This window comes from Flavisolibacter tropicus (assembly GCF_001644645.1).
Lineage (GTDB): Bacteria > Bacteroidota > Bacteroidia > Chitinophagales > Chitinophagaceae > Flavisolibacter > Flavisolibacter tropicus.
In genome coordinates this window covers 3,387,299-3,407,675 of sequence record NZ_CP011390.1, presented here as the reverse complement: position 1 = coordinate 3,407,675, position 20,377 = coordinate 3,387,299, and the positions used below count along the sequence as shown (strand labels likewise).

General features: G+C 46.2%; 13 protein-coding genes. 6 read left to right on the top strand and 7 right to left on the bottom strand.

Annotation, left to right across the window (positions count from 1 at the left end; genetic code table 11):
- Positions 1-389: 389 nt before the first annotated feature.
- Positions 390-3,464: a PAS domain S-box protein gene (locus SY85_RS14300; RefSeq protein ID WP_066405591.1), complete on the top strand. Its 3,075-nt coding sequence runs from the start codon at positions 390-392 to the stop codon at positions 3,462-3,464.
- 60 nt (positions 3,465-3,524) lie between these two features.
- Here the strand turns inward: SY85_RS14300 and SY85_RS14295 are convergent, their stop codons facing one another.
- The 6 genes from SY85_RS14295 to SY85_RS14270 all read right to left on the bottom strand — a co-directional run bounded on the left by SY85_RS14295 (position 3,525) and on the right by SY85_RS14270 (position 11,731).
- Positions 3,525-4,616, bottom strand: a complete 1,092-nt coding sequence (locus SY85_RS14295) for an acyl-CoA dehydrogenase family protein (protein ID WP_066405590.1) — start codon at positions 4,614-4,616, stop codon at positions 3,525-3,527.
- A 1,037-nt stretch (positions 4,617-5,653) separates the two neighbouring features.
- Positions 5,654-7,582: a hypothetical protein gene (locus SY85_RS14290; protein ID WP_066405589.1), complete on the bottom strand. Its 1,929-nt coding sequence runs from the start codon at positions 7,580-7,582 to the stop codon at positions 5,654-5,656.
- 354 nt (positions 7,583-7,936) lie between these two features.
- Positions 7,937-8,194, bottom strand: a complete 258-nt coding sequence (locus SY85_RS14285) for a VF530 family protein (protein WP_226998836.1) — start codon at positions 8,192-8,194, stop codon at positions 7,937-7,939.
- Between the two features lie 325 nt (positions 8,195-8,519).
- Positions 8,520-9,848, bottom strand: a complete 1,329-nt coding sequence (locus tag SY85_RS14280) for a DEAD/DEAH box helicase (RefSeq protein ID WP_066405587.1) — start codon at positions 9,846-9,848, stop codon at positions 8,520-8,522.
- A 471-nt stretch (positions 9,849-10,319) separates the two neighbouring features.
- Positions 10,320-10,931, bottom strand: a complete 612-nt coding sequence (locus SY85_RS14275) for a hypothetical protein (RefSeq protein WP_066405586.1) — start codon at positions 10,929-10,931, stop codon at positions 10,320-10,322.
- A 134-nt stretch (positions 10,932-11,065) separates the two neighbouring features.
- Positions 11,066-11,731 (bottom strand): hypothetical protein, encoded by a 666-nt coding sequence (locus SY85_RS14270; protein ID WP_066405585.1) that lies wholly within the window; start codon positions 11,729-11,731, stop codon positions 11,066-11,068.
- Positions 11,732-12,127: 396 nt separating this feature from the next.
- Here SY85_RS14270 and SY85_RS14260 point away from each other — a divergent pair, with 396 nt between their 5' ends.
- Both SY85_RS14260 and SY85_RS26140 read left to right on the top strand, forming a co-directional pair.
- Positions 12,128-13,198 carry a hypothetical protein gene (locus tag SY85_RS14260; protein WP_066405583.1) on the top strand — a complete coding sequence of 357 codons (1,071 nt, stop codon included), beginning with the start codon at positions 12,128-12,130 and terminating at the stop codon, positions 13,196-13,198.
- A gap of 17 nt (positions 13,199-13,215) precedes the next feature.
- Positions 13,216-15,468: a DUF7151 family protein gene (locus SY85_RS26140; RefSeq protein ID WP_066405582.1), complete on the top strand. Its 2,253-nt coding sequence runs from the start codon at positions 13,216-13,218 to the stop codon at positions 15,466-15,468.
- A 70-nt stretch (positions 15,469-15,538) separates the two neighbouring features.
- Here SY85_RS26140 and SY85_RS14250 read toward each other — a convergent pair whose 3' ends face one another.
- Positions 15,539-16,213, bottom strand: a complete 675-nt coding sequence (locus SY85_RS14250; RefSeq protein ID WP_158512976.1) for a DNA polymerase beta superfamily protein — start codon at positions 16,211-16,213, stop codon at positions 15,539-15,541.
- A 344-nt stretch (positions 16,214-16,557) separates the two neighbouring features.
- On the opposite strand from SY85_RS14250, the gene SY85_RS14245 reads away from it, so the two are divergent.
- The 3 genes from SY85_RS14245 (at position 16,558) to SY85_RS14235 (ending at position 20,366) form a co-directional block, all read left to right on the top strand.
- Entirely contained in the window at positions 16,558-17,424 is an 867-nt protein-coding gene (locus tag SY85_RS14245) for an N-acetylglucosamine kinase (RefSeq protein WP_066405580.1), read from the top strand.
- A 48-nt stretch (positions 17,425-17,472) separates the two neighbouring features.
- Complete coding sequence (locus SY85_RS14240) at positions 17,473-19,350, top strand: ulvan lysase-like protein (RefSeq protein WP_066405579.1); 1,878 nt, start codon at positions 17,473-17,475, stop codon at positions 19,348-19,350.
- An 83-nt stretch (positions 19,351-19,433) separates the two neighbouring features.
- Complete coding sequence (locus SY85_RS14235) at positions 19,434-20,366, top strand: sugar phosphate isomerase/epimerase family protein (RefSeq protein WP_066405578.1); 933 nt, start codon at positions 19,434-19,436, stop codon at positions 20,364-20,366.
- Positions 20,367-20,377: the final 11 nt, after the last annotated feature.

Genomic DNA, 20,377 nt, shown 5'->3' with positions numbered 1-20,377 from the left:
TAGTAGCCTATAAAATTAAGCTGTTTCTCCTACATACCCCTGTGCACAACGTTCATATAACTTCTTATTCACAACCACCTCTCACGACACGCTGCCTTGAACATTGAACATTGAATTCTGCATTGAACATTGAATATTGAGCGTTGAGCATTGAACATTCCCTCACTTCTTCCTTCATCATTCCTTGTTCATTATTTCCTTCCTGTCAACTTATCAACTTATCAACCTGTCAACCCAAATCCGCCATCAGCCATTTCCTCCCAGCCTCAAACCCCAAATCTCAAATCCCAAAAGGGAATGATAATTGTTCCAATGCCATAGTACCTCTTGAAGACTAGGCTCCGTCTCTATCGTTACCCTTTTGATCATTAACGAAGAGCTGTAATAAAGTGATAGACTATACCTTGTTTGAAGCCCGGCCAGGAGTGAGTGAAGCCCTTTTGCCAGATCCTCCTAAGTTTACTGTAGTAGCGGTTAGCAATGACTTTGTACGCACATGGGGCATGAGCCGGGCCGACGTCATCGGCAAAGGACACTTTGAAATATTTCCCGAAAGCCCACTGGACGCCAACTTTACCGGCGAGACCAACCTGAGTGCTTCGTTTGAACATGTGATACATTATAATGAACCGCATGCACTACCCCCGCAGCGTTACAACATCCCTAACGGCGATGGCACATTTACCGAAAAATACTGGCGGGCCTATAATGTCCCCGTTTTAGATGCCCAAGGCAAGCTGATCTACATTATTCATACAGCAGAAGATGTTACGACACTGATAAAAGCCGACCAATGCCAAGAAAAGATCAAAGGCATAGAGCAGGCCTACAACCTCTTTTTGCAAACCCCTGCTGTAATTGGCGTGGCGCGGGGCCCGGAACATGTGATGGAACTGGCCAATGCCTGTGCCTATAAACTATGGGGCCGGGGGCCGGAGATCCTTGGCAAGCCTTTGCTGGAAGGTATACCGGAATTAAAAGGTCAGGGTGTTGTTGAGCTGTTTGACCATGTATACAACACCGGCGAAACCTATTATGGAAAAGCGGTGCCGGTAACCTCGTATCCTAACGGTAAAGAAGAAAAGCACTACTTCGATATGGTGTACCAGCCTTATTATGATGAAGGCAGCAATAAACCGGCAGGTGTGTTCACGATCTCGCACGATGTGACCCAAATGGTAGAAGCCCAGCAGAAAGTAGAAGAAAGTGAGGTACGCTTCCGCACCATGGCCAATTCCATTCCACAACTGGCCTGGATGACGGATCCAAGTGGATTGATCTATTGGTATAACGACAGATGGTATGATTATACCGGCACCACCCCGGAAGAAATGAGGGGCTGGGGCTGGCGCAAAGTGCATCACCCCGACATGGTAGAAGGTGTGGTACACCGCCTCAAAAAAGCCTTTGAATCGGGTAGCTCCTGGGAAGATACTTTTCTCATACGCAGCAAAGAAGGTGAATACCGCTGGTTTCTATCCCGTGCGGTGCCGGTACGTAAAGGCGATGGCACCATCATCGGGTGGTTTGGTACCAACACCGACATTACCGAACAGCGCAAAATAGAAGACGCTTTGAAACGCAGCGAAGAGCAATTGCTCCTGGCCATGGAAGGCGGGGAGCTTGGCTACTTTGATTATGATGTGCAAACGGATACGTTGATCTGGTCGTCGCGTACAAAAGAGCTGTTTGGTCTGCCGCCCGATGCTACGGTTGATTACAGTTATTATTTGAGTGCCTTGTATCCCGAAGATCGGGAACGGACCGATGCTGCTGTTCAGAAAGCCTTAAGAGGGGAAGTAGGAGGCTATGAAAACGAATACCGGGTGGTTAGTCCAGCCGATGGCCGCTTGCGCTGGGTACGTGCAAAAGCCAAGGCTTTTATTGATGAAAGTGGAAAAACCTATCGCCTGGCCGGTGTAACGGTAGATATTACCAAACAAAAAGAAGTAGAGGAGGCCTTGCAGCAAAGCGAAAGTAACCTGCGTAACCTGGTGTTGCATGCGCCTGTAGCCATGTGTATAGGAAGTGTGCCTTCCTTTATAGTGGAGGTGGCTAACGATCGCATGCTGGAACTTTGGGGAAAACGCTTTGAGGAAATAGTGGGCCGTCCGGTATTTGAGGTGTTGCCAATAGCGGGTGAACAGGAATTGGCACATGTTATACAACACGTATATACCACGGGAGAGCCTTTTACCGCCCACGAAATGCCGGTTTCCCTTCACCGTGACCATATGCAGGAAACCGCGTATCTGAACTTTGTTTACCAACCCATCAAAAACAGCGATGGCGTAGTTACGAAGATCATTGCCGTGGCTATTGATGTAACCGACCAGGTGGTGGCCCGGAAGGAGATAGAGGAAAGCCATAAAGAGTTCCAGTTTGCCATGAACTTTTTACCACAGATCTTTTGGCTGGCCCGTCCCGACGGCTACCATTATTATTACAATAAGCAGTTTTACGATTATACAGGCCTCAACTACAACGAAACCAAAGGCGAAAGATGGAATGAGCTCTTTCATCCGGACGACCAGGAGCCTGCATGGGAAACCTGGCGGCACAGTTTAGAAACCGGAGAGCCCTACGAGTTTGAATACCGCCTACGGCGACACGATGGGCAGTATCGTTGGTTCCTGGGCAGGGCCTTGCCGCTCCGTGACGAAACAGGCGCTATAACCAAATGGTTTGGTACCGGCACCGAAATACACGATCAAAAAACATTTACTGAACAGCTGGAAAACATGGTGGCGGATAGAACCAAAGAACTGAAACAAAGCAATGAAGACCTGCAGCAGTTTGTGCATGTGGCTTCTCATGATCTGAAAGAACCGGTACGTAAGATGAATTTCTTTCTCAGTCGCGTGAAAGCAACCCTTAATGGAAACCGGGATGAAAAAACTGGTTTTTACCTCGATAGGGTGCAAGCTGCCAGCAATCGTATGTTGTCCATGATCAATGGTGTGCTGGCCTATTCTACCATTAGCGCGGTGGAAGAATTATATGAGTCGGTAGATCTGAACCTGCTGATAAAAAATGTGGCCATTGACCTGGAGTTGGTGATGCAGCAGAATGATGCTACGATCCGTTTTTCCAATCTGCTCACCTTGTACGGGTCGCCGGTAATGCTGCACCAGCTTTTTTATAACCTGATCAGCAACTCGCTCAAGTTTGCCAGGGTGGGCGTGCCACCAGTCATAAACATTACCACAGAAGAAATGGAGTTGAATGGGAAAGCGGTGACCCGCATCCGGCTGCAAGACAACGGTATTGGCTTTGAGCAGGAATATGCCGAAAAGATCTTTGGGGCGTTTGCCCGGCTTCATTCAAAAGATAAATATGAAGGTGCCGGTCTGGGACTATCGCTTTGTAAAAAGATCGTAGAGCGGCATGGTGGTACCATTACCGCAAGGGGTAAGGAAAATGAAGGAACGGTGTTTGAGATACTGTTGCCGTTGAATGGCTGATGGCGGATTTGAAGATGTCTGATTTCAAATTCCAAATTCCCAATCCCAAATTCCCAGTTCTCAAATAGAACGAAACAGAGCATGTTGCCCCGCTGTATGCAGGTTTCGCCAGATGCGGTTCATTTCGGTGCTGGTAGCTGCAGCTTGCAGTCCACAGTAAGGATAAAGTTCATTCACCAGTTGACGTCCTTTGAATAGCAACTCCTTACTGGTTGCGCTCACGGATGAAAAAGGCGAATCGCTAATGCTGGTCGCTTCCAATAAAGATTCGCAAGACTCCTGCACGGTATCATAAAACACTTGACGCAACGTATTCAGTTGCGCTTGTGCCGCTTCCGTAAACAACAAGAGGTGTGATGTAGAACGGCCATTACGTTCTAGTTTGGCAGTAGCATATTCCTTACAAAGATCAATAAAGCGCATGGCCATGCCTGATAGGTTCACTGCCAGCGTGGTTTCTGCCAATTGTAAAAAAGGATATTGATAGATAGCATCAGGTAGTTGTGCCTGTTCAGGTGTTATGATAAAGCAGCGATTAGGTGGTACGTGCAGGTTGGTTACTGAAAACGCATGACTGCCCGTAGCCATCATACCCATGGCATTCCAGGTAGGGTGCAGGGTCACTTCTTCTTTTAAGAATAAGAAAGTGCGTATTACAGGTTGCCCCTTAGTATCAAGAAGCAATTCCCCCTCTCTTTCTATTTGACAATTAGCAGTAAACGCTGTGGCATGATGTGCGCCGGAGGCATGCTTCCAAAAACCAGTGATGGTATAACCGCTTTCCGTTTCTGTAGCGGTGCCTGTTGTGGCGCCACTACCGGCTATGCATACCTGTGGATGAGAAAATACTTCCTTGGCCAGTGCTTCATCTAAGAACCCGGCAAACCAGCCTGCACCGCTACAAAGCGTTACCACCCAGCCTACACTGCCATCGGTCCAGGCTAGTGCTTCTTCAGTCCGCAATACATCTGCCAGTGACAGGTCCAATCCGCCATACGCTTTTGCTACCAGCATATTCAACCATCCTTGGTCATGAATAATGGCCAGTTGTTCGGGATGTAGCTGCCCCAGCTTTTCTGCTTCCGGCGCTACAGCCCGAAGCTTGTCTATAAGCTCCTTGGGCAGGTATTGAGATGGATGTTCGATCGTCATTAGTATAAAGGCCGAATGTAGCAAATCCTGAGCTAGTCGAAGGGAGAGCAGCGGCAAGCAGAGCGCGCCAAGGCGCGGAACAGAGGAACCACGGAGGCAAGGAGGGACGCGGAGGGATGACTGAGGATAGAGGACAGATGACAGGAAGGGAATAGTGAACAAGGGATAAGACAATAATGAACAAGGAACAAGGAATGATGAAGGAAGAAGGGAATTTGGAGTTTTACACCCAAAGTGTTCGAATGTTTTTATTGTTACTTAGAGTTGCATTATAACAGAACTAACAATGCGCCAATACCAGAAAGCAAAGCCCACAATCCCCAAGCCACAACATCTAAGCAAATATAGCAGGCTGGTCCAGCGCCTTATATTGCGCCCCGAGTTTACAGCCTCTCTGTATTATTAGAGTCGGGCGGAATATACAGCGCCTGCCGTTTCTTCGCATAGCAGCGTTCGCTACCTTCTTTGCTCCTTGCACCCAACGTTGGGAAGGGTACATTAAAAACGACCTACCTATCCTGATGAAAGATTAAAGCAGTGGGGTGTTGCTGTGCGTGGGTGGCCCGGCAGCCGGAGGCGCATTGGCGGGCCTTGATTTTTTTGCTCAACTTTTTTCATCAAGGAAAAAAGTTGAAAAGCCAGAGGTAGAAGGCGCACTAAAAATAAAAAGTTTCTCATCCTGCTAATCCATTCCAAATCCCACCCATCCGTGGTCCAAATAGGAAAAAAGAAAGAAGAAGAAAGAACACTTAGAACTAGAAACCTCTAATCCTGTTAATCCTACTAATCCTGCCATTCCGCGGTCCATCAAGGAAAAAAGAACGTAAAGCAAGAGGCAAGAAGGAGCATTTCAAACAAAAACCTGTCAAGACGTATTCCTAACAGAAGCAACAAAATCAACAATGAATGAGGTTCGCCAGGTATTTCGAACGCCAAAACAATAGTGCTTCTGTAGCCCAATACATACCTGGTAAAAAAAGCGGCTGCCAATTTTTAGTATTGGCAGCCGCTTTATGAAATAGACAACATCTATGTTGTTAGAATTCAACGATGTTGCTTCGCTTGTTGCATCGGTTCATGAGCTCTACCCGCCAGCGATACCCTGTGTAATACGCCTGCAAACTTTCGGCAGCCGATTTACCACTTAAACAATTCTTGATATAAATACCCACTACGCCCTGGTTCACCGTGCCGGAAACCATACTTGCACTATACCCATTGTAAGCAATGCTCCACTCCGTAGCACCGGGGTTAAGGAAATAAAGCCGAACCGGGTAACAGGTTTCTGCAGGATCACACCAGCCGCTGCCTCCACTTGGGATAATTCCCGAACCACCGGCTGTAAAAGAAACATTGAACCGGATACCTGAGGAAGCACAGTCTAACGTTATCCCATTGATCACAGGCGCATCGCCACAGGCTGTTGTCACTGTGGCTGAAATGGTTTGAAGCTTCTTTTGTTTATAGAATACATCCACGGTGGTGGTCTGGTCGGTCAGTTCATCTGTCGATAAGGTCAGCTCAAAGTCGCTCGTGCCTTTTAAGAGGGCATAGTTCACTTTTGGGTTGGAGTTAACCAGTGTTACGTCATTGTAGTTCACCACAATAGCGCGGCCATCTTCATTTACTATCTTAAAGGTTTTTTTGACACCTGTTTCAAAGGAGAACGAGAAGGGAACCGTGCCGCCGCTACCTAAAACCAGCTTAGGTTTAATGAAATATAAGGTAATGGGTTTAGTAGCACTCTTAGTCCAGTCATCGCTGGTGAACGCATACTTAGCCGTCAAGGTCGTATACGCCTGGTAGTTAGGTATGGTTGTTGGGTCCAGCTTAAAGGTTACCAGTCCATTAACGGTCGACGTAAACTTGCTTTCCATGTGCACGGCTTCATTAGTGCCTGGAATTAAAAAGGCCATATCCACACCTACCGGTTGTTCTGTGTAGGGCAATTTGGTTTTGTTATCGATCAGGGTAAAGGCCAGCTTGATTTCGTTGTCCGTTACTTCATCGTAGTTCAGATCAGAGGCCTGCTCAAACGGTACCAGCAACACATCGGGCTTTAGTTGGGCCTTTAGTTTGTTGATCAATTCTTCCAGCTGTTTTAAAAGTCCGCCGAGTACCGTTCTCTCAAACTTGTATCCCGAAATCTTGTCATTGATGCTGGTAAAAATGCTATTGAGATAACTGTAATTGGCCTGCAGGGCATTGAGCTGGTCTAACTTGCTTTGAAAGGTCTGGCCAGCGTTCTTCATGGACTCGATCGCCGAGGTGATGGCCGTTTTTACCGCCTGCAGCGCGGGATACGTATCATAGGCATGACCACCACATTGGAAATAATCCAGGGAATTGTCTACAGATTTGCTGATATCATCACTGGGTTGTGGTTCTGCACAATTATACACCCGGTTGCCACCCTCACCTGTCAGTTTGAAAGAGCTATAGTTTGCTGTGGGCTTACCGTTTTCGAAGTACGATTCTTTGATCACTTTAGAAGTGCCGGTGGCCCAATCCAGGTCCAGTACCGACATGGCTACGCGGGTACCAGAAATATGATTCATTTCCACTACAATGGAGCCTTTTATACCATTCAGAATGGTGTACATCCGGCTCTTGGATACTTCGGGAAACAATTCGGTTACTAATAATTCTGTATTGCCTTTCTTGGCTAGCACGGTAGATGTCAGGTATTGAAGCTGACCGCTGCTATTGATCTTGCCATATCCTGCAAGGGTATCATTATTATAGGCAATCTTAAATACCAGCTGGTTGGTAGCATTGGGCGTCAGTTTGTCGGTATAGAACACATTGCCTACACCGGGCGTAATGCTGTTATTGTGGGCGGCATCTGCCTTGCGATTTTCAGCCAGCTGTTCTTCGGGGTTTTGTGGTTTGTCTTTTTTATGGCAAGCCAAAGCGGCAAAACAGAAGAATGACAGCAAGAGTCTGAAGGGGGCGTAACTTTTCATAAGGTTGTTTTTATAGAGTGTATGAGTTAAGGTATTAAATGAATGAAGCTGTGTAAAGCCTGTTTAAGGGGAGCAAAAATAGGGGTACCTCAGATGGAAGCCAATACCCAACGTTTGGTATTCTTAAAGAAGTAACAGGGGACAATGAGCAAGGAAGGAAGAATAATGAAGTGAAGGAATGTTCAATGCTCAACGATCAATGTTCAATAAAGAGAGAAGAGAACTATAAAAGAGATTGACTCTTGGCGTGTAGCGTGCAGCGTGTAGCTTGCAGCCGTCCTCTTTCACGTCTCACGACACTCGCCACTCACCACTCACCACTCACGACCTTGCAGCGTGCAGCTTTTCTTGTCTTTATCCGCGATTCTTCAACATACGCACATACAGTGTCTCCACCTTCTGCCGGGCCCAGGGTGTTTTACGTAAGAAGGTGAGGCTCGATTTGATGCTGGGATTGCTGATAAAGCAATTGATGCGGATGCGGTTGCCCAGCTCGGGCCAGCCATAATGATCCACCAGTTGCGTAAGGATCATCTCCAATGTTTTGCCATGTAAGGGATCGTTAGAAACCATGTGTTTAAAATTCCAAAGTGAAAATACGTGAAACGTCAAACGTCAAACGTGAGGCCCCTCCCGGCCTCCCGAAGGGGAGGAGTGCCAACGCACATAACCAGAAGATCAAACATGCTTTAAAACAGAAAAGCACTCCGTAGGCAGCGTTTTTCTCTCTTTTATTTTTCTACTTTTTAATTGCTCATTGAGTGTTGAACGTTGAGCATTGAACATTTCCTTTCTTGTTCCTTGTTTCTTGCCCCTTGTGCCTTTCCTCCACTTCTTCCTTCATTATTCCTTGTTCCTTGTTCAATATTCCCTTCCTTGTCAACTTATCAACCTGTTAACCTGTCAACTCCATCAGCTAATCCTCCAATCCTAGTCCTTACTTCTTCGCTCCCCTCTTCTTCGGCTTGCCGTATTTCTTCATCATTTTGTCTTTATGGCTTACCCGCACATTCACCTTCTTGTTCTTTTCCTTCTTTTCATGAAAGGCAGGTCCGCGTTCTTCTTTTTTAGGCAACTTTATTTCGATCTCTTTCACGTATACCTTGGGGATCTCGTCTTCAGTGAGTCGGGTGGAGATTTCCAGGTGCTCTGGTAATGGCGATACCGGAATGGAAAACTTCATCAGGTCTTCTATGGCTTCGCGGGCCTTAGCGTCTTTTTCGGTAATAAAGCTGATGGCTATGCCTTTTGCTTCGGCCCTACCCGTGCGACCTATACGATGTATATAACTTTCGGGTTGATCGGGCAGGTCGAAGTTGATGACATGGGTTACTTCGGCAATGTCAATACCACGGGCCACAATGTCGGTGGCTATGAGCACGCGGTAGATGCCTTGTTTGAATTGCTTCACGGTATTGAACCGGTAGTTCTGCTCTTTGTTAGAATGAATAAGGCCAAAAGGTTCATCAAGCCCCGACTCCAGTTCTTCCCACAGCTGGTCGGCCTGGCTTTTAGAGGCGGTAAACACCAGCACCTTACGCATGGTATCATCTTCAGTCAACAAGAGTTTTAGCAGGTTTACCTTGGTGTAAAAATTAGGTACTTCGTAGGCGGTCTGCTCCACACCTTCTACCGGCGTACCGGCAGGTGCCGCTTCTACCCGTACGGGGTTGTTTAAAAACTCGGAGAGTATTTCCTCCACTTCCTCGATCAGGGTAGCGGAGAACAAGAGGTTTTGACGACGCTGCGGCAGCAGGTCCATTATATTTTTGAGCTGGGTGCGAAAGCCAAGGTTTAGCATTTCGTCCATTTCATCGATCACCAGCTTTTTGATGGTCTTTACTTTAAAAGCACCCACCACGGCCAGGTCGTACAGCCGGCCAGGGGTAGCTACCAGCACATCGCAGCCGTCTTGCAGCTCCAGTCGCTGGGTGTTCATGTTCACACCGCCATAGATACCTTTTACATCCAGGCTCAGGTAGGTGGACAGCTGTTTTACCGTTTCCACTACCTGTGTTACCAGCTCGCGCGTAGGCACCAGTACCAGTATCTGCGGGTCTTTGTCTTTATTGTACTTCCACTGGTTGAGCAGGGGAAGAAGGTAGGCAATGGTTTTACCGGTTCCGGTCTGTGCTATACCACACACATCGGCCCCGCTCATGGCCACAGAGAAAGCATGCTCCTGGATAGGCGTGGGCGTGCTATAACCCATGTCATCAAGCGCGTTCACTAATCGTTTATTGAGATTAAAATCTTTGAATTCCATATTCCTGCTAAAGCGCAAAGGTAGGGACCGCAGATGGGATGGCTGATTTAAGTGTAGCGGAAAAGCTATGAGCCGTGAGCTATGAGCTGCGAGAAGGGTATAATGAAGCTTAGAGATAAAAGAACCGAAGGAGGAAAGGAGAGAAGGAATTTGTAATTGGGGGAGAGAGGAATGTTCAATGCTCAACAATCAATGTTAAAGCGGCGGAAAAGGCCGCTTTCTGTAAAGGCGGTCCGCTCTACTTGGGTACGCTTCCTGCGGCCAACTTTTATACCATCACTCAGGTGCAGCTAGTAATAACTTTCACCCCAACTTTATCCTGAACTTGCTGAAGGAAGGGTTGCTCTCACATTAAATGAACGTACAAACCTCACAACCTGAAAACCAGCCACCAACCATTCCTTGTGTGTTTCCCTTTTAGGGTGGGGTGGATGCTCTTTGGGCAATGGGTTCTGTGTTTTTAGTGAAGTTTTAGAGGGTAAACAGGCCGGGCTTTAGCTTTTCATTGCTATAAATGGCCTTGATGCGTAGGGTGTATACCGCACCGTTGGCACCTTCAGTATAAGTGGCCATGGGATACATAAGGCCGTTGATCTTTTGGTAATCCATCAGGTGACTTTTGACTTCCTCATTGTCAATATATACTAGAAAGCCAGTTTCTTTATCATAATAATTCGTTCGTATAATGCCGTTAGGAGAGGTGGATTTTATCCTATAATAATCACTGTTTTTAATGGTTTCAATCCCTTCCATTTCCAACGTGAAGTTTTCTTTATTGTAAGCCACCTCGGAAAACATGTACGAGTAGAGCTGCATTTCATCCAGCAACTTGATATCTGTTACCGGCTCTTTTTTGCCGTCTTCAATCTTTATGGCTTTGCCCCTGTTATAAATGGTAATGGTTTCTGATAACTTTTTACTGCGGGCCGAGTCGTAAACCACTACGGTTTGACGCATGCGGTTGGTAGAGTCTTTTATGATCTCTACATCCATCACAACGCCATTGAAAGGGTCAGAACTTACCAGTATACGGGTGTTGGCCATGCGTGAAAAGTCGCCGGAAACCTGCATGTATCGCTCCATCACCTGAAGCGGAGTAGGCAGCTCCCGGGCCTGTGCCTACAATGTAGTTTGTCTTAAAACGACTAGTAAGAGGACTGCTATACAATGGCCACTTGCTGATTTTATCATAGCATTGAGTTAGTAATATTTATGGTTTATTGAACCAGTTTATTGCCATGAAAAGGACAGAATGCCCATTCGGTATTCATTTTTACCTGGTCAACGGGGCATAGCTTACCGGGTAGGTAGGCTGCCAGGGGCAGGCTCCAGGTAAAGTCCGCATTGTTAAGTTTTATAGAAAAAGCCCCTTTTTGGGTAGCGCTGATCAGATCTTTATTGTTCGCGTCTTTTACCTTGAAGTAAAAGAAGTTGAAGCCACTGCCTACGTTGCCCAACATGTTGGTAAGCATTGGTTTCATTGACGACATGATATGATTTAGTGGCTTTGGTACTTCTATGGTTGACAAGGGAGGGTATACCTTATTGTCTTTGTCGATGAGACGAATGGTTTTGCGCATTTCAGCTTCCGTTTTAAACTGGCCGCCATCAGTAGAAAAGAAACCATCCACAACCGCAAAAATGAGATAGTCTTCTACCATTACCTCAAGAAGCTTAACACTAGCGGAATCATAGTCGGGCGTGGTTCTGTTTACTACATCCCAGAATTCCGTAGGAAACCAAAACACCATCTTCATGGTATCGCCAGATTCCTGTGTTTTTTGAATGGATTGAACAAAATCATCTACACTAACTTCTTTTTTCGATTGGCCACAAACCAGCAGGGAGCTGAAAAGCAAGATGATACAGGATAACGTTCTCATAGCGTCAGTTTTGATAGGTAAAAAGCGGAAAAATAGCAGTTTCCGGTGTATGGGACAATAGTTTTACTGTCTGAAAGGGCTATACAGTCTGTTTGGAGTGACAATAAACCCCGTTTTCAATTGCCTGTATCCTTTCTGCTGGCTCTATAGTCCTTCGGTGCATCAAGGATATTTATCTTTTGCCCTGAACTTGATCGTTGGCCGGTCTGGAAATAGCAGAAAACATACGGCAAATTACCTTCTGGCGGCGTGAAACTTGCAAATCTGGCCATTTTTGCTAACATTTGCCCCCGAAAACGGTGCAGGTAAAGAACGAGGAAGAATTGATGCCATGGCGTTGTTGTCCTTCTTTCTGCACAAAACAAAACCATTTTATTCGTACTACTAACTGCCTGCATGATAAAAACTCTAAAACTGCTTTCCCCGCTTTTTTCCCTGTTTGCTATTAGCGCTGCTGCCCAGGTAGTAACGGTTACATCCGGTGGTAATATGATTATCAATGGAGATGGTCACCTGGTAGTCAATAACGGCGGTATTGTCAATAACGGTACTATATCTGCCGGTAATGGAACCGTAAGCCTGACCGGTAATACGGCGAGTACTATCGTTAGTTCCGGATCGCCACTACAGTTTTACAACCTGGTAATGAACCAGGCCGGCGGTGTAAAGCTGCTAGGTCCTATAGCGGTTTCCAATCAGTTGGTACTAACACAGGGCGTGCTGGATATGAATGGCTTTGACATTAACCTGGGTACTACCGGCAACCTGGTGGGTGAGCATGCTAACTCTTATATAACTAGTTCTTCAACAGGGTTTGTTTTAAGAACGGCTACACTCAATGCGCCAGCTGCTGCCAATCCGGGCAACCTGGGCCTGGAGATCACCAGTAAGGTCAATATGGGCACTACGCTTATCAAAAGAGGCCATCAGCAACAGGTAAGTGCCAGCGGGTACAGCATCCGTCGCTTTTACGATGTGTTGCCAACCAATAACCAGTCGCTCAATGCCACGGTAAACTTTCATTACCTGGATGCAGAACTGGCAGGTATTAATGAAAACGAGCTGAAGGCCTGGTCCGCACTGGGCAATAGCCGCAACTGGAATTTGTTGGGGGGGAATCAAACAGCCGGCAATTCTGTTATTCAAGGCGGTCTTCATACGCTCAGCCGCATCACATTGGGCAGTACCATCAGTCATTCCCTTGTAACGCTTCCCAATGAATTACGCATCCTGGCCTTCCCTAACCCTACCAGGTCAGCGCTTACCATTCGTTTTGCAAGTCCTGCCGCTACCAGTGTGCAGCTGTGGCTAACCAGTGGCAACGGACTAACGGTGTTTAGCAAAACCATTGCAGCGGAAATAGGGCTGAATGAGGTGAAGTGTGAGATTGGTTTCTTGGCTGCCGGTACCTATATGATGCATTTCTCTGGCATCGCACATCCTGCTATTAAGATTATTAAAGACTAAATATTAATTCATACCCAATGTTTCAACCTGCAAGAAAGCATCTGAGCAAGGCATTGCTGGCTGGTTTGCTCCTGGCATGTATGTCGGGACAAACACAGAACGTAGCCGTTAATGCAGATGGCTCTCTCCCCGACAACAGTGCACAACTGGATATAAAAAGTACCAACAAAGGGCTTTTGATTCCCCGAATGACAACGGCACAACGTAATGCCATCACGAATCCTGCTAAAGGGTTAATGATCTATCAAACAGATGGCACTGAAGGCTTTTATTATAATAAAGGAACTGCGGCTAGCCCCAGCTGGCAGTTTGTTGGTGGTACCGGTGCGCAGGGACCAGCCGGCCCGGCGGGCCCTGTAGGCGCTACGGGATTACAAGGACCACAAGGAGCCGTTGGACCACAAGGGCCAGCTGGACCTACAGGATTAACGGGTCCGCAAGGCCCTGTTGGAGCTACTGGTACACAGGGACTTCAAGGTGTTCCGGGTGCTACAGGTCCTGCGGGTGCCATAGGTGCTACCGGCCCACAAGGTCCAACAGGTCCGGTTGGAGCCACAGGCGCTACTGGAGCTAACGGACAAACCGCGTTGGTAAAGACTACTGCTGAAGCCGCCGGCGCTAATTGTGCCACGGGTGGTATTAAGCTAGAAATGGGCTTGGATGTTAATAACAACGGCACGTTAGATGCTGGTGAAATAGATGCAGCCCTAACCCGCTATGTCTGCAATGGTGCTCAAGGTAGTACTGGAGCCACTGGTCCGCAAGGACCTACTGGTTTAACAGGTGCTACGGGCCCGCAGGGTCCCACCGGGTTGACTGGTGCTACAGGTCCGACAGGTGCTACTGGAGCGCAAGGCCTCCAAGGGGTTCAAGGACCGGTTGGTGCTACAGGTGCTACAGGCGCCACTGGTGCTAACGGTCAAACCTCCCTGGTAAAGACTTCTGCGGAAGCAGCAGGTGCTAATTGTGCTACTGGGGGTGTAAAAGTAGAATATGGTTTAGATGCTAACAGCAATGGCACGTTAGACGCGGCTGAAGTGAATGTTGCTTTAACCCGCTATATCTGTAATGGTTCACAGGGTTTGCAAGGTCCTGCAGGTGCAACCGGAGCAACTGGTGCAACAGGTCCACAGGGGCCGGTAGGCGCAACAGGAGCTACGGGTGCCATAGGTGCTAATGGTCCACAAGGACCTGTTGGTGCTACAGGAGCTATTGGGGCCACCGGCGCTACTGGTGCTCAAGGCCCAACTGGTGCTACTGGTCCGCAGGGTCCAATAGGTCCAACTGGTGCTACCGGCGCTGCTGGTGCTAATGGATTAACAACTTTAGTAAAAACTACTGCTGAACCTGCGGGCGCCAATTGTGCAACCGGGGGAACTAAAGTAGAACATGGCCTTGACGCTAATGGTAATGGTACGTTAGATGTAGCTGAAGTAAACGTTGCACTAACCCGTTATATATGTAATGGATCGCAGGGGCCACAAGGTAATGTTGGTGCCACGGGAGCCACCGGTGCTACAGGTCCACAAGGGCCAACGGGCGCAATAGGTGCAACCGGCGCTAATGGTCCTCAGGGTCCAACCGGCCCCACAGGTGCTACCGGTGCCAGCGGTTATAATTCCCTGGTGAAAACGACTGCAGAACCGGCAGGTGCTAACTGTGCTACGGGTGGAACTAAAATGGAATACGGTCTGGATGCCAATGGTAATGGTGCATTAGATGCCGGTGAAGTGAATGTGGCGTTGACCCGCTATGTGTGCAACGGATCACAAGGCCCTCAAGGCCCACAAGGACCGACTGGTGCTACAGGTGCAACAGGTGCTACTGGGGCAACCGGCGCTACAGGTGCTCAAGGTCCTGCAGGTAGCGGAAGCACTGACCTTATAGCCAGTAACCCGGCAGTAAATAATATTGCAGCCAGTACAATGGTAGATGTTCCCTTTAGTACCGTTAGTGTTTCGTCTACTATCGGATCGTTTAATACCAGCACCTACATTTATACAGTAGGCGTAACTGGAAATTATATGATCTCTGCGTCTGTTGCTAGTAACTCAGCTGCCGGTTCGCCTGCTCTTAATCTTAGTGTAAACGGCACTCTTACTGATTATGGCGTTTTTGTACCAACCTCAGTCGCTTTCGGACGAGGAATGCTTCATGTAGTGAAAAAGCTTACTGCTGGCGATCAAATAAAGATTACTGTATTAAATGCCAACGCATCTAATCCATTAAACCTATTGAGCGGAGGCTCCTTCAGTATTGTCAAGTTTTAATTGGATTTCCTATTTATAAAAAAAGAAGGCTGTTGATGAAACAGCCTTCTTTTTTTATAAGTGCTCCTCATCAGAGACCAACCATCTTTCTAAACAATTTGTTCAATGAGGCAGCATCGGTATCCTTTTTTATACGGCTCATGCCCAAACATTTTTCCCTGGTTTGCTCAAAGAAGAAGTTCAGTTCTTCATCGCGTGCTATAGCATGCTGCTCAGAGGTGGCGGCTTTTAACTTCAATAAACCATTGATACGCGAAAGGATGACTGGGTCACTTACGAGGCTGCACAAACGATTAAAATCCATAGGTGGATAATCGATATAGGTCTGTATCCATAGTGCTGCCAATACCGATCGTAGGGCATAGAGATATTGTTTCAGGCTGACTTCTTCAGCTTGCAGATCCCGTTCCAAGAGTTTACGGATTGTGTCTGTATAATGTCGTCGACCGACAGGCTCTAAATAGTACGAATACATAAGCTTTTGTAGCGGTTCCATAAAAGCGGTGTCCTGACGGTAAACAGTTGGCGATTGCAACCATTCAAAAACGCCAGCGTCGGAGCTGCGAAACAGGCGCAGCAAATCACGCAGTTCGTAGCATTTAAACTGCAGCATGTCCTCATTCGGCAGGTCCATAAAACGGAACGGCTGTTCTATGCTGAGATACCACTCAATGGGATGCACATAGATAAAGTGAACAACGTAGGGGCTATCTGGCGAAGGAAATCCCCAGGCCCTGTAGAGCAAGTTCTCTCTTTCCTTGTACCTTGAACATTGATAATTGCGCATTGAACATTTCCTCCACTTCTATATTCATCATTCCTTGTTCCTTGTTCGATATTCCCTCCCTGTCAACTTAAATCTGCCATCCGCCATTTCTCCCTAATCTCAAAATCTCCCCAAATCCCGGTTCAGACAATCTTCTCTGTGTCACCCTGTGTTCCCCGTGCCTCCGTGGTTCCTCCGTCTGCGTCCTCTGCGCCTCTGCGTGAAACAAGTAGCGCGAAGCGCTCCGCTTTACAAAACTCAAATAAGGATTAAAAACTATATTAGCTATTGTTTGCTATACTATTTACCATCTATATTTTACCATGAAGCTAATTGCCGATAGCGGTTCTACTAAAACCAGTTGGTGCTTGATGCAGGAGAAGGGAGAGCACTTGTTTTTTACCACCGAAGGATATAATCCCTATTTCCTTTCAAGCGATGAAATTGTCCGATCATTACAATTACAGTTGCCCAGGGAGGCTGCACTTGATCAGGTAGATGAAATTCATTTCTATGGGGCTGGCTGTTATCCCGAGAAAAAAGAAGTGTTAGATACGGCATTAAAAGCCATCTTTCCATCAGCAAACAATTATATAGAGCTTGATCTGCTGGCTGCAGCAAGGGCCTTGCTGGGGAACGAGGCAGGCTTTGCTGCCATATTAGGTACCGGTACCAATACCTGCCTCTATGATGGTAAGGCTATAACGCACAACATTGATTCGCTGGGGTATATCCTGGGCGATGAAGGCAGTGGCACTGCTATTGGTAAAAAGCTATTAGGTGATTATATCCGGGATGTTATGCCTCAGGATATAAAAGAAAACTTCTGGCAGGAGTTTCATCTTACGCCCAACGATATTATCCATGAGATCTATTCAAAGAAGCTACCCAATCGTTTTTGTGCCGGTTTTAGTCGCTTTGTACATCAGCATATTGAACATACTTATATGCATGAACTTGTACGGAAAGCGTTTGTGGCGTTGTTTGAAAACCTGGTTAGTCTATATCCCAATTTTCAGCAATACAGTTTCAATTGTGTAGGATCTATTGGATATACATATCAAGCTATTCTAACAGAAGTTGTCGAACAATTTCAAATGAAGCAGGGAACGTTTCTGTGCGCGCCCATTGAAGGTCTGGTAGCTTATCACGAAGCGTTACCAGTTGTTGCTACACATGCTTCTTTATAGTAAGCCTTTAAATCACAGTTGCCTAAGCCTATTTAAACCTTATTACGAATGGTACGTTTTTCACGGGTCCTGATTGTTCTTCCTCTTTTATTGGTTCTTAGTTTATCCATAAACGCGCAGCGCATAAATACAAAGAAAGCCTATGCTGCTGCATTGAAAGAGCTAACCAGCGCTTTGCTCAAACGGCAGGTAGTGCAAAAAGAGGATGCACAGTATGGTGCTATACAGTGTGCCCATTGTAATGTGCTGCACACAAGGGCAGCAGAAGCGGTTTATCCATTTGCCATTATGTATAAAATAAGTGGTGATGAAGCGTATCTAAAAGCAGCACTGGCTACAGCTAATTGGCTGATGAAACAGCAAGAGAAAGATGGAAGCTGGAAGGAAACACCAGAAGAATGGAAAGGTACTACCACCGACCAACTGTTGATGTTACTGCTGGCGTATGAATCACTTTCTCCTAAATTAAAAGAGCAAGAAAAAACAGCCTGGAAGACCGCTATGAATGCAGCGGCTGATTTCTTATTTAAAAACATGACGCCTGAGTTTGCCAGCATTAATTATGTAGCTACAACAACTGCTACATTGGCAAAAGCAGGTCAGTTTTTTGGTAACAATGCCTATAGTAATCAAGCGCAGGCTTTAGCACATAGAACAGTATCTAAGATGGATGAAGATGGTTTTATTAATGGCGAAGGTGGAAGGAGTTATAAAAATAAACAGGGTGTTGATCTGGGATATGATATGGAGATGTCGTTGTGGGGACTGGGCTTGTATGCAAGACTAACAGCCGATACATTGGTAGATGGTTATGTAAAACGCGCACTAAAAAATCATGTGTACTTTATTTATCCTGATGGTTCATTAGATGGTTCGTGGGGTATACGTTCTAATAAATGGACGGGTTACGGAAGCGCTACTTCCGACGGTTGCCAGGTATTGTTTAGTATGTATGCCGATGAAGATCCAGTATATGCATCCGCATCAATGCGCAATCTTCAATTTTTAATGAAGAATAAGGCAAAAGATCTGATTGGTTTTGGTCAGCACCATGAAGCGGTATTTGATACGCCTCCCTGCATCTATCCCACGTTTGCCAAGGCTAAGAACATAGCCATGGCGTATGAATTGGAGAAGGAAGCAACACGCGAATTGACGGCCCTTCATTCTGATAAAATAGGATGGATGAAATTGTTTCCTACACTTGATGTTGTGGAAGTGCGTACAGAGAATTTTATGGCCACTATTACGGGCTATCGTTATAAAGATCCTGCCGGTACAAAGGGTAAGTACATGTATCGCCCCACAGGTGGTGCTGTATCTTATTTGTGGATGAAGGATCTTGGGTTTTTGCAGGCATCAAGCCCTACTGTTTATACAAGGCCTGAGCCAATGAGTTTTCCAGAAGCTCCCGGTACTATGTCATTAACGCCACGTATCGAGTATACCGATAGCCTGGGCTATTTTACCAATCTCTTTGAGTTTGACAGTCGTTTAACTATTGATTCTACGCAGCAGGGCCACTATGGCGTTCATGCAAGTGGGGAGTTGAAAGATAAGAATCAATTGGCTGGTGGCGTAGGGTATACGATCGATTATCTTTTTACTAATAACACGTACCAGAAGACCATTCAACTTAGCTGGCACGATGCCTGGCCAGCAATTAAAATAGTAGAACCTTTTGTTGATGCAGAAGGGGCAACATTTAATGCAATAGATGATCGTACAGTTATTATAAATACCGGTAAAAAGAAGTTGAAGTTTGAATTAGTGTCGGGCAATGCAAAGATTATTTTGGGCAGAAACCGCGATAAGTTTTGGACACCCTATCCTGCATTAAAAGCCTTTCCTATCGAGTTGGAAGTAACACCGGCAGTACCCATATTCAAACAAACTATCAGTTATAAAGTATCTGTTATTCAGTAAAATATTTCTAGGGTAAGCTCTTTTTCTAAGTATTTTCTGTTAAATTCGTTAACGTACACGGAAAACGATTAAAGAGAGCTTATATGAATAACCACTGCTATACTGAGAAAATTACGTGTGCCTATTTGCATACCATTTCCAAATATGGATACCCTCCTGATATAAGCAAAACAACTGCTCATATAAAGGAGATGGCTGCCTTAGGGTTTAGCTCCATTGAGCTGGAAGGAATTGGTAAAGCAAATATTGAATACCTATATACGCATAAGAGCGAGATTGCTGAAACACTAGCTGCGTATAAATGTACCTTACCTGTTTTATGTATTGTATTGCCGGATCTGGGTTCAATTGATCCAGCCAAGCACTGCGAGGCGCTTGAATTATTTGAAATGGGTTGCGAAATAGCTACATGCCTTGGTGCACCTGCTGTTTTGGATAATGGTCCGTTGATCAATTTTGGCCGACAGGAGAATGGCCCCATTAAACGCCATTATTCACAGGAGTACCTGATGAGGTCGGGCGTGAATAAAAGTTTTGAATGGAGTGATTATTGGAGGGATCTTGTATTTACTTATCAGCAGGCATGCCGCATTGCCGCTAAATGCAACCTGGCTTATCACATGCACCCTTGCGATGGTAGTCTGATCACCACCACCGATTCTTTTATCAATTTTGCCAACGCTGTTAACTGTCCTAATCTCCTGTTTAACCTGGATACAGCCAATCAATATTATTTTAAAGACAATCTTACTTTAAGTCTGCTACGCTTAGCGGACCGTATCAATTATATACATATTTCAGACAACAAGGGCTATCGTGTGGAACACCTGGTACCCGGCGATGGATATATAGACTGGGAGCTTTTCTTCAGCACCTTACAAAAGATAAACTATAAAGGTCATTTTGCGATAGATGTGGGTGGCGATGAAACGGGTATTGCTAATATCGATGAGGCCTACAAACGCACTGCGATCTGGCTGCAGGAGCAGATCAACAACTATTCACTAAATAAATAGCAAGGGGGTTT

Excerpts from the sequence above, each read along its gene's own strand:
- SY85_RS14235 (WP_066405578.1), top strand. The coding sequence starts at position 19,434 with ATGAATAACCACTGCTATACTGAGAAAATTACGTGTGCCTATTTGCAT.
- SY85_RS14245 (WP_066405580.1), top strand. The coding sequence starts at position 16,558 with ATGAAGCTAATTGCCGATAGCGGTTCTACTAAAACCAGTTGGTGCTTG.
- SY85_RS14275 (WP_066405586.1), bottom strand. The coding sequence starts at position 10,931 with ATGGAGCGATACATGCAGGTTTCCGGCGACTTTTCACGCATGGCCAAC.
- SY85_RS14295 (WP_066405590.1), bottom strand. The coding sequence starts at position 4,616 with ATGACGATCGAACATCCATCTCAATACCTGCCCAAGGAGCTTATAGAC.
- SY85_RS14290 (WP_066405589.1), bottom strand. The coding sequence starts at position 7,582 with ATGAAAAGTTACGCCCCCTTCAGACTCTTGCTGTCATTCTTCTGTTTT.
- SY85_RS14240 (WP_066405579.1), top strand. The coding sequence starts at position 17,473 with ATGGTACGTTTTTCACGGGTCCTGATTGTTCTTCCTCTTTTATTGGTT.
- SY85_RS26140 (WP_066405582.1), top strand. The coding sequence starts at position 13,216 with ATGTTTCAACCTGCAAGAAAGCATCTGAGCAAGGCATTGCTGGCTGGT.
- SY85_RS14270 (WP_066405585.1), bottom strand. The coding sequence starts at position 11,731 with ATGAGAACGTTATCCTGTATCATCTTGCTTTTCAGCTCCCTGCTGGTT.
- SY85_RS14280 (WP_066405587.1), bottom strand. The coding sequence starts at position 9,848 with ATGGAATTCAAAGATTTTAATCTCAATAAACGATTAGTGAACGCGCTT.
- SY85_RS14260 (WP_066405583.1), top strand. The coding sequence starts at position 12,128 with ATGATAAAAACTCTAAAACTGCTTTCCCCGCTTTTTTCCCTGTTTGCT.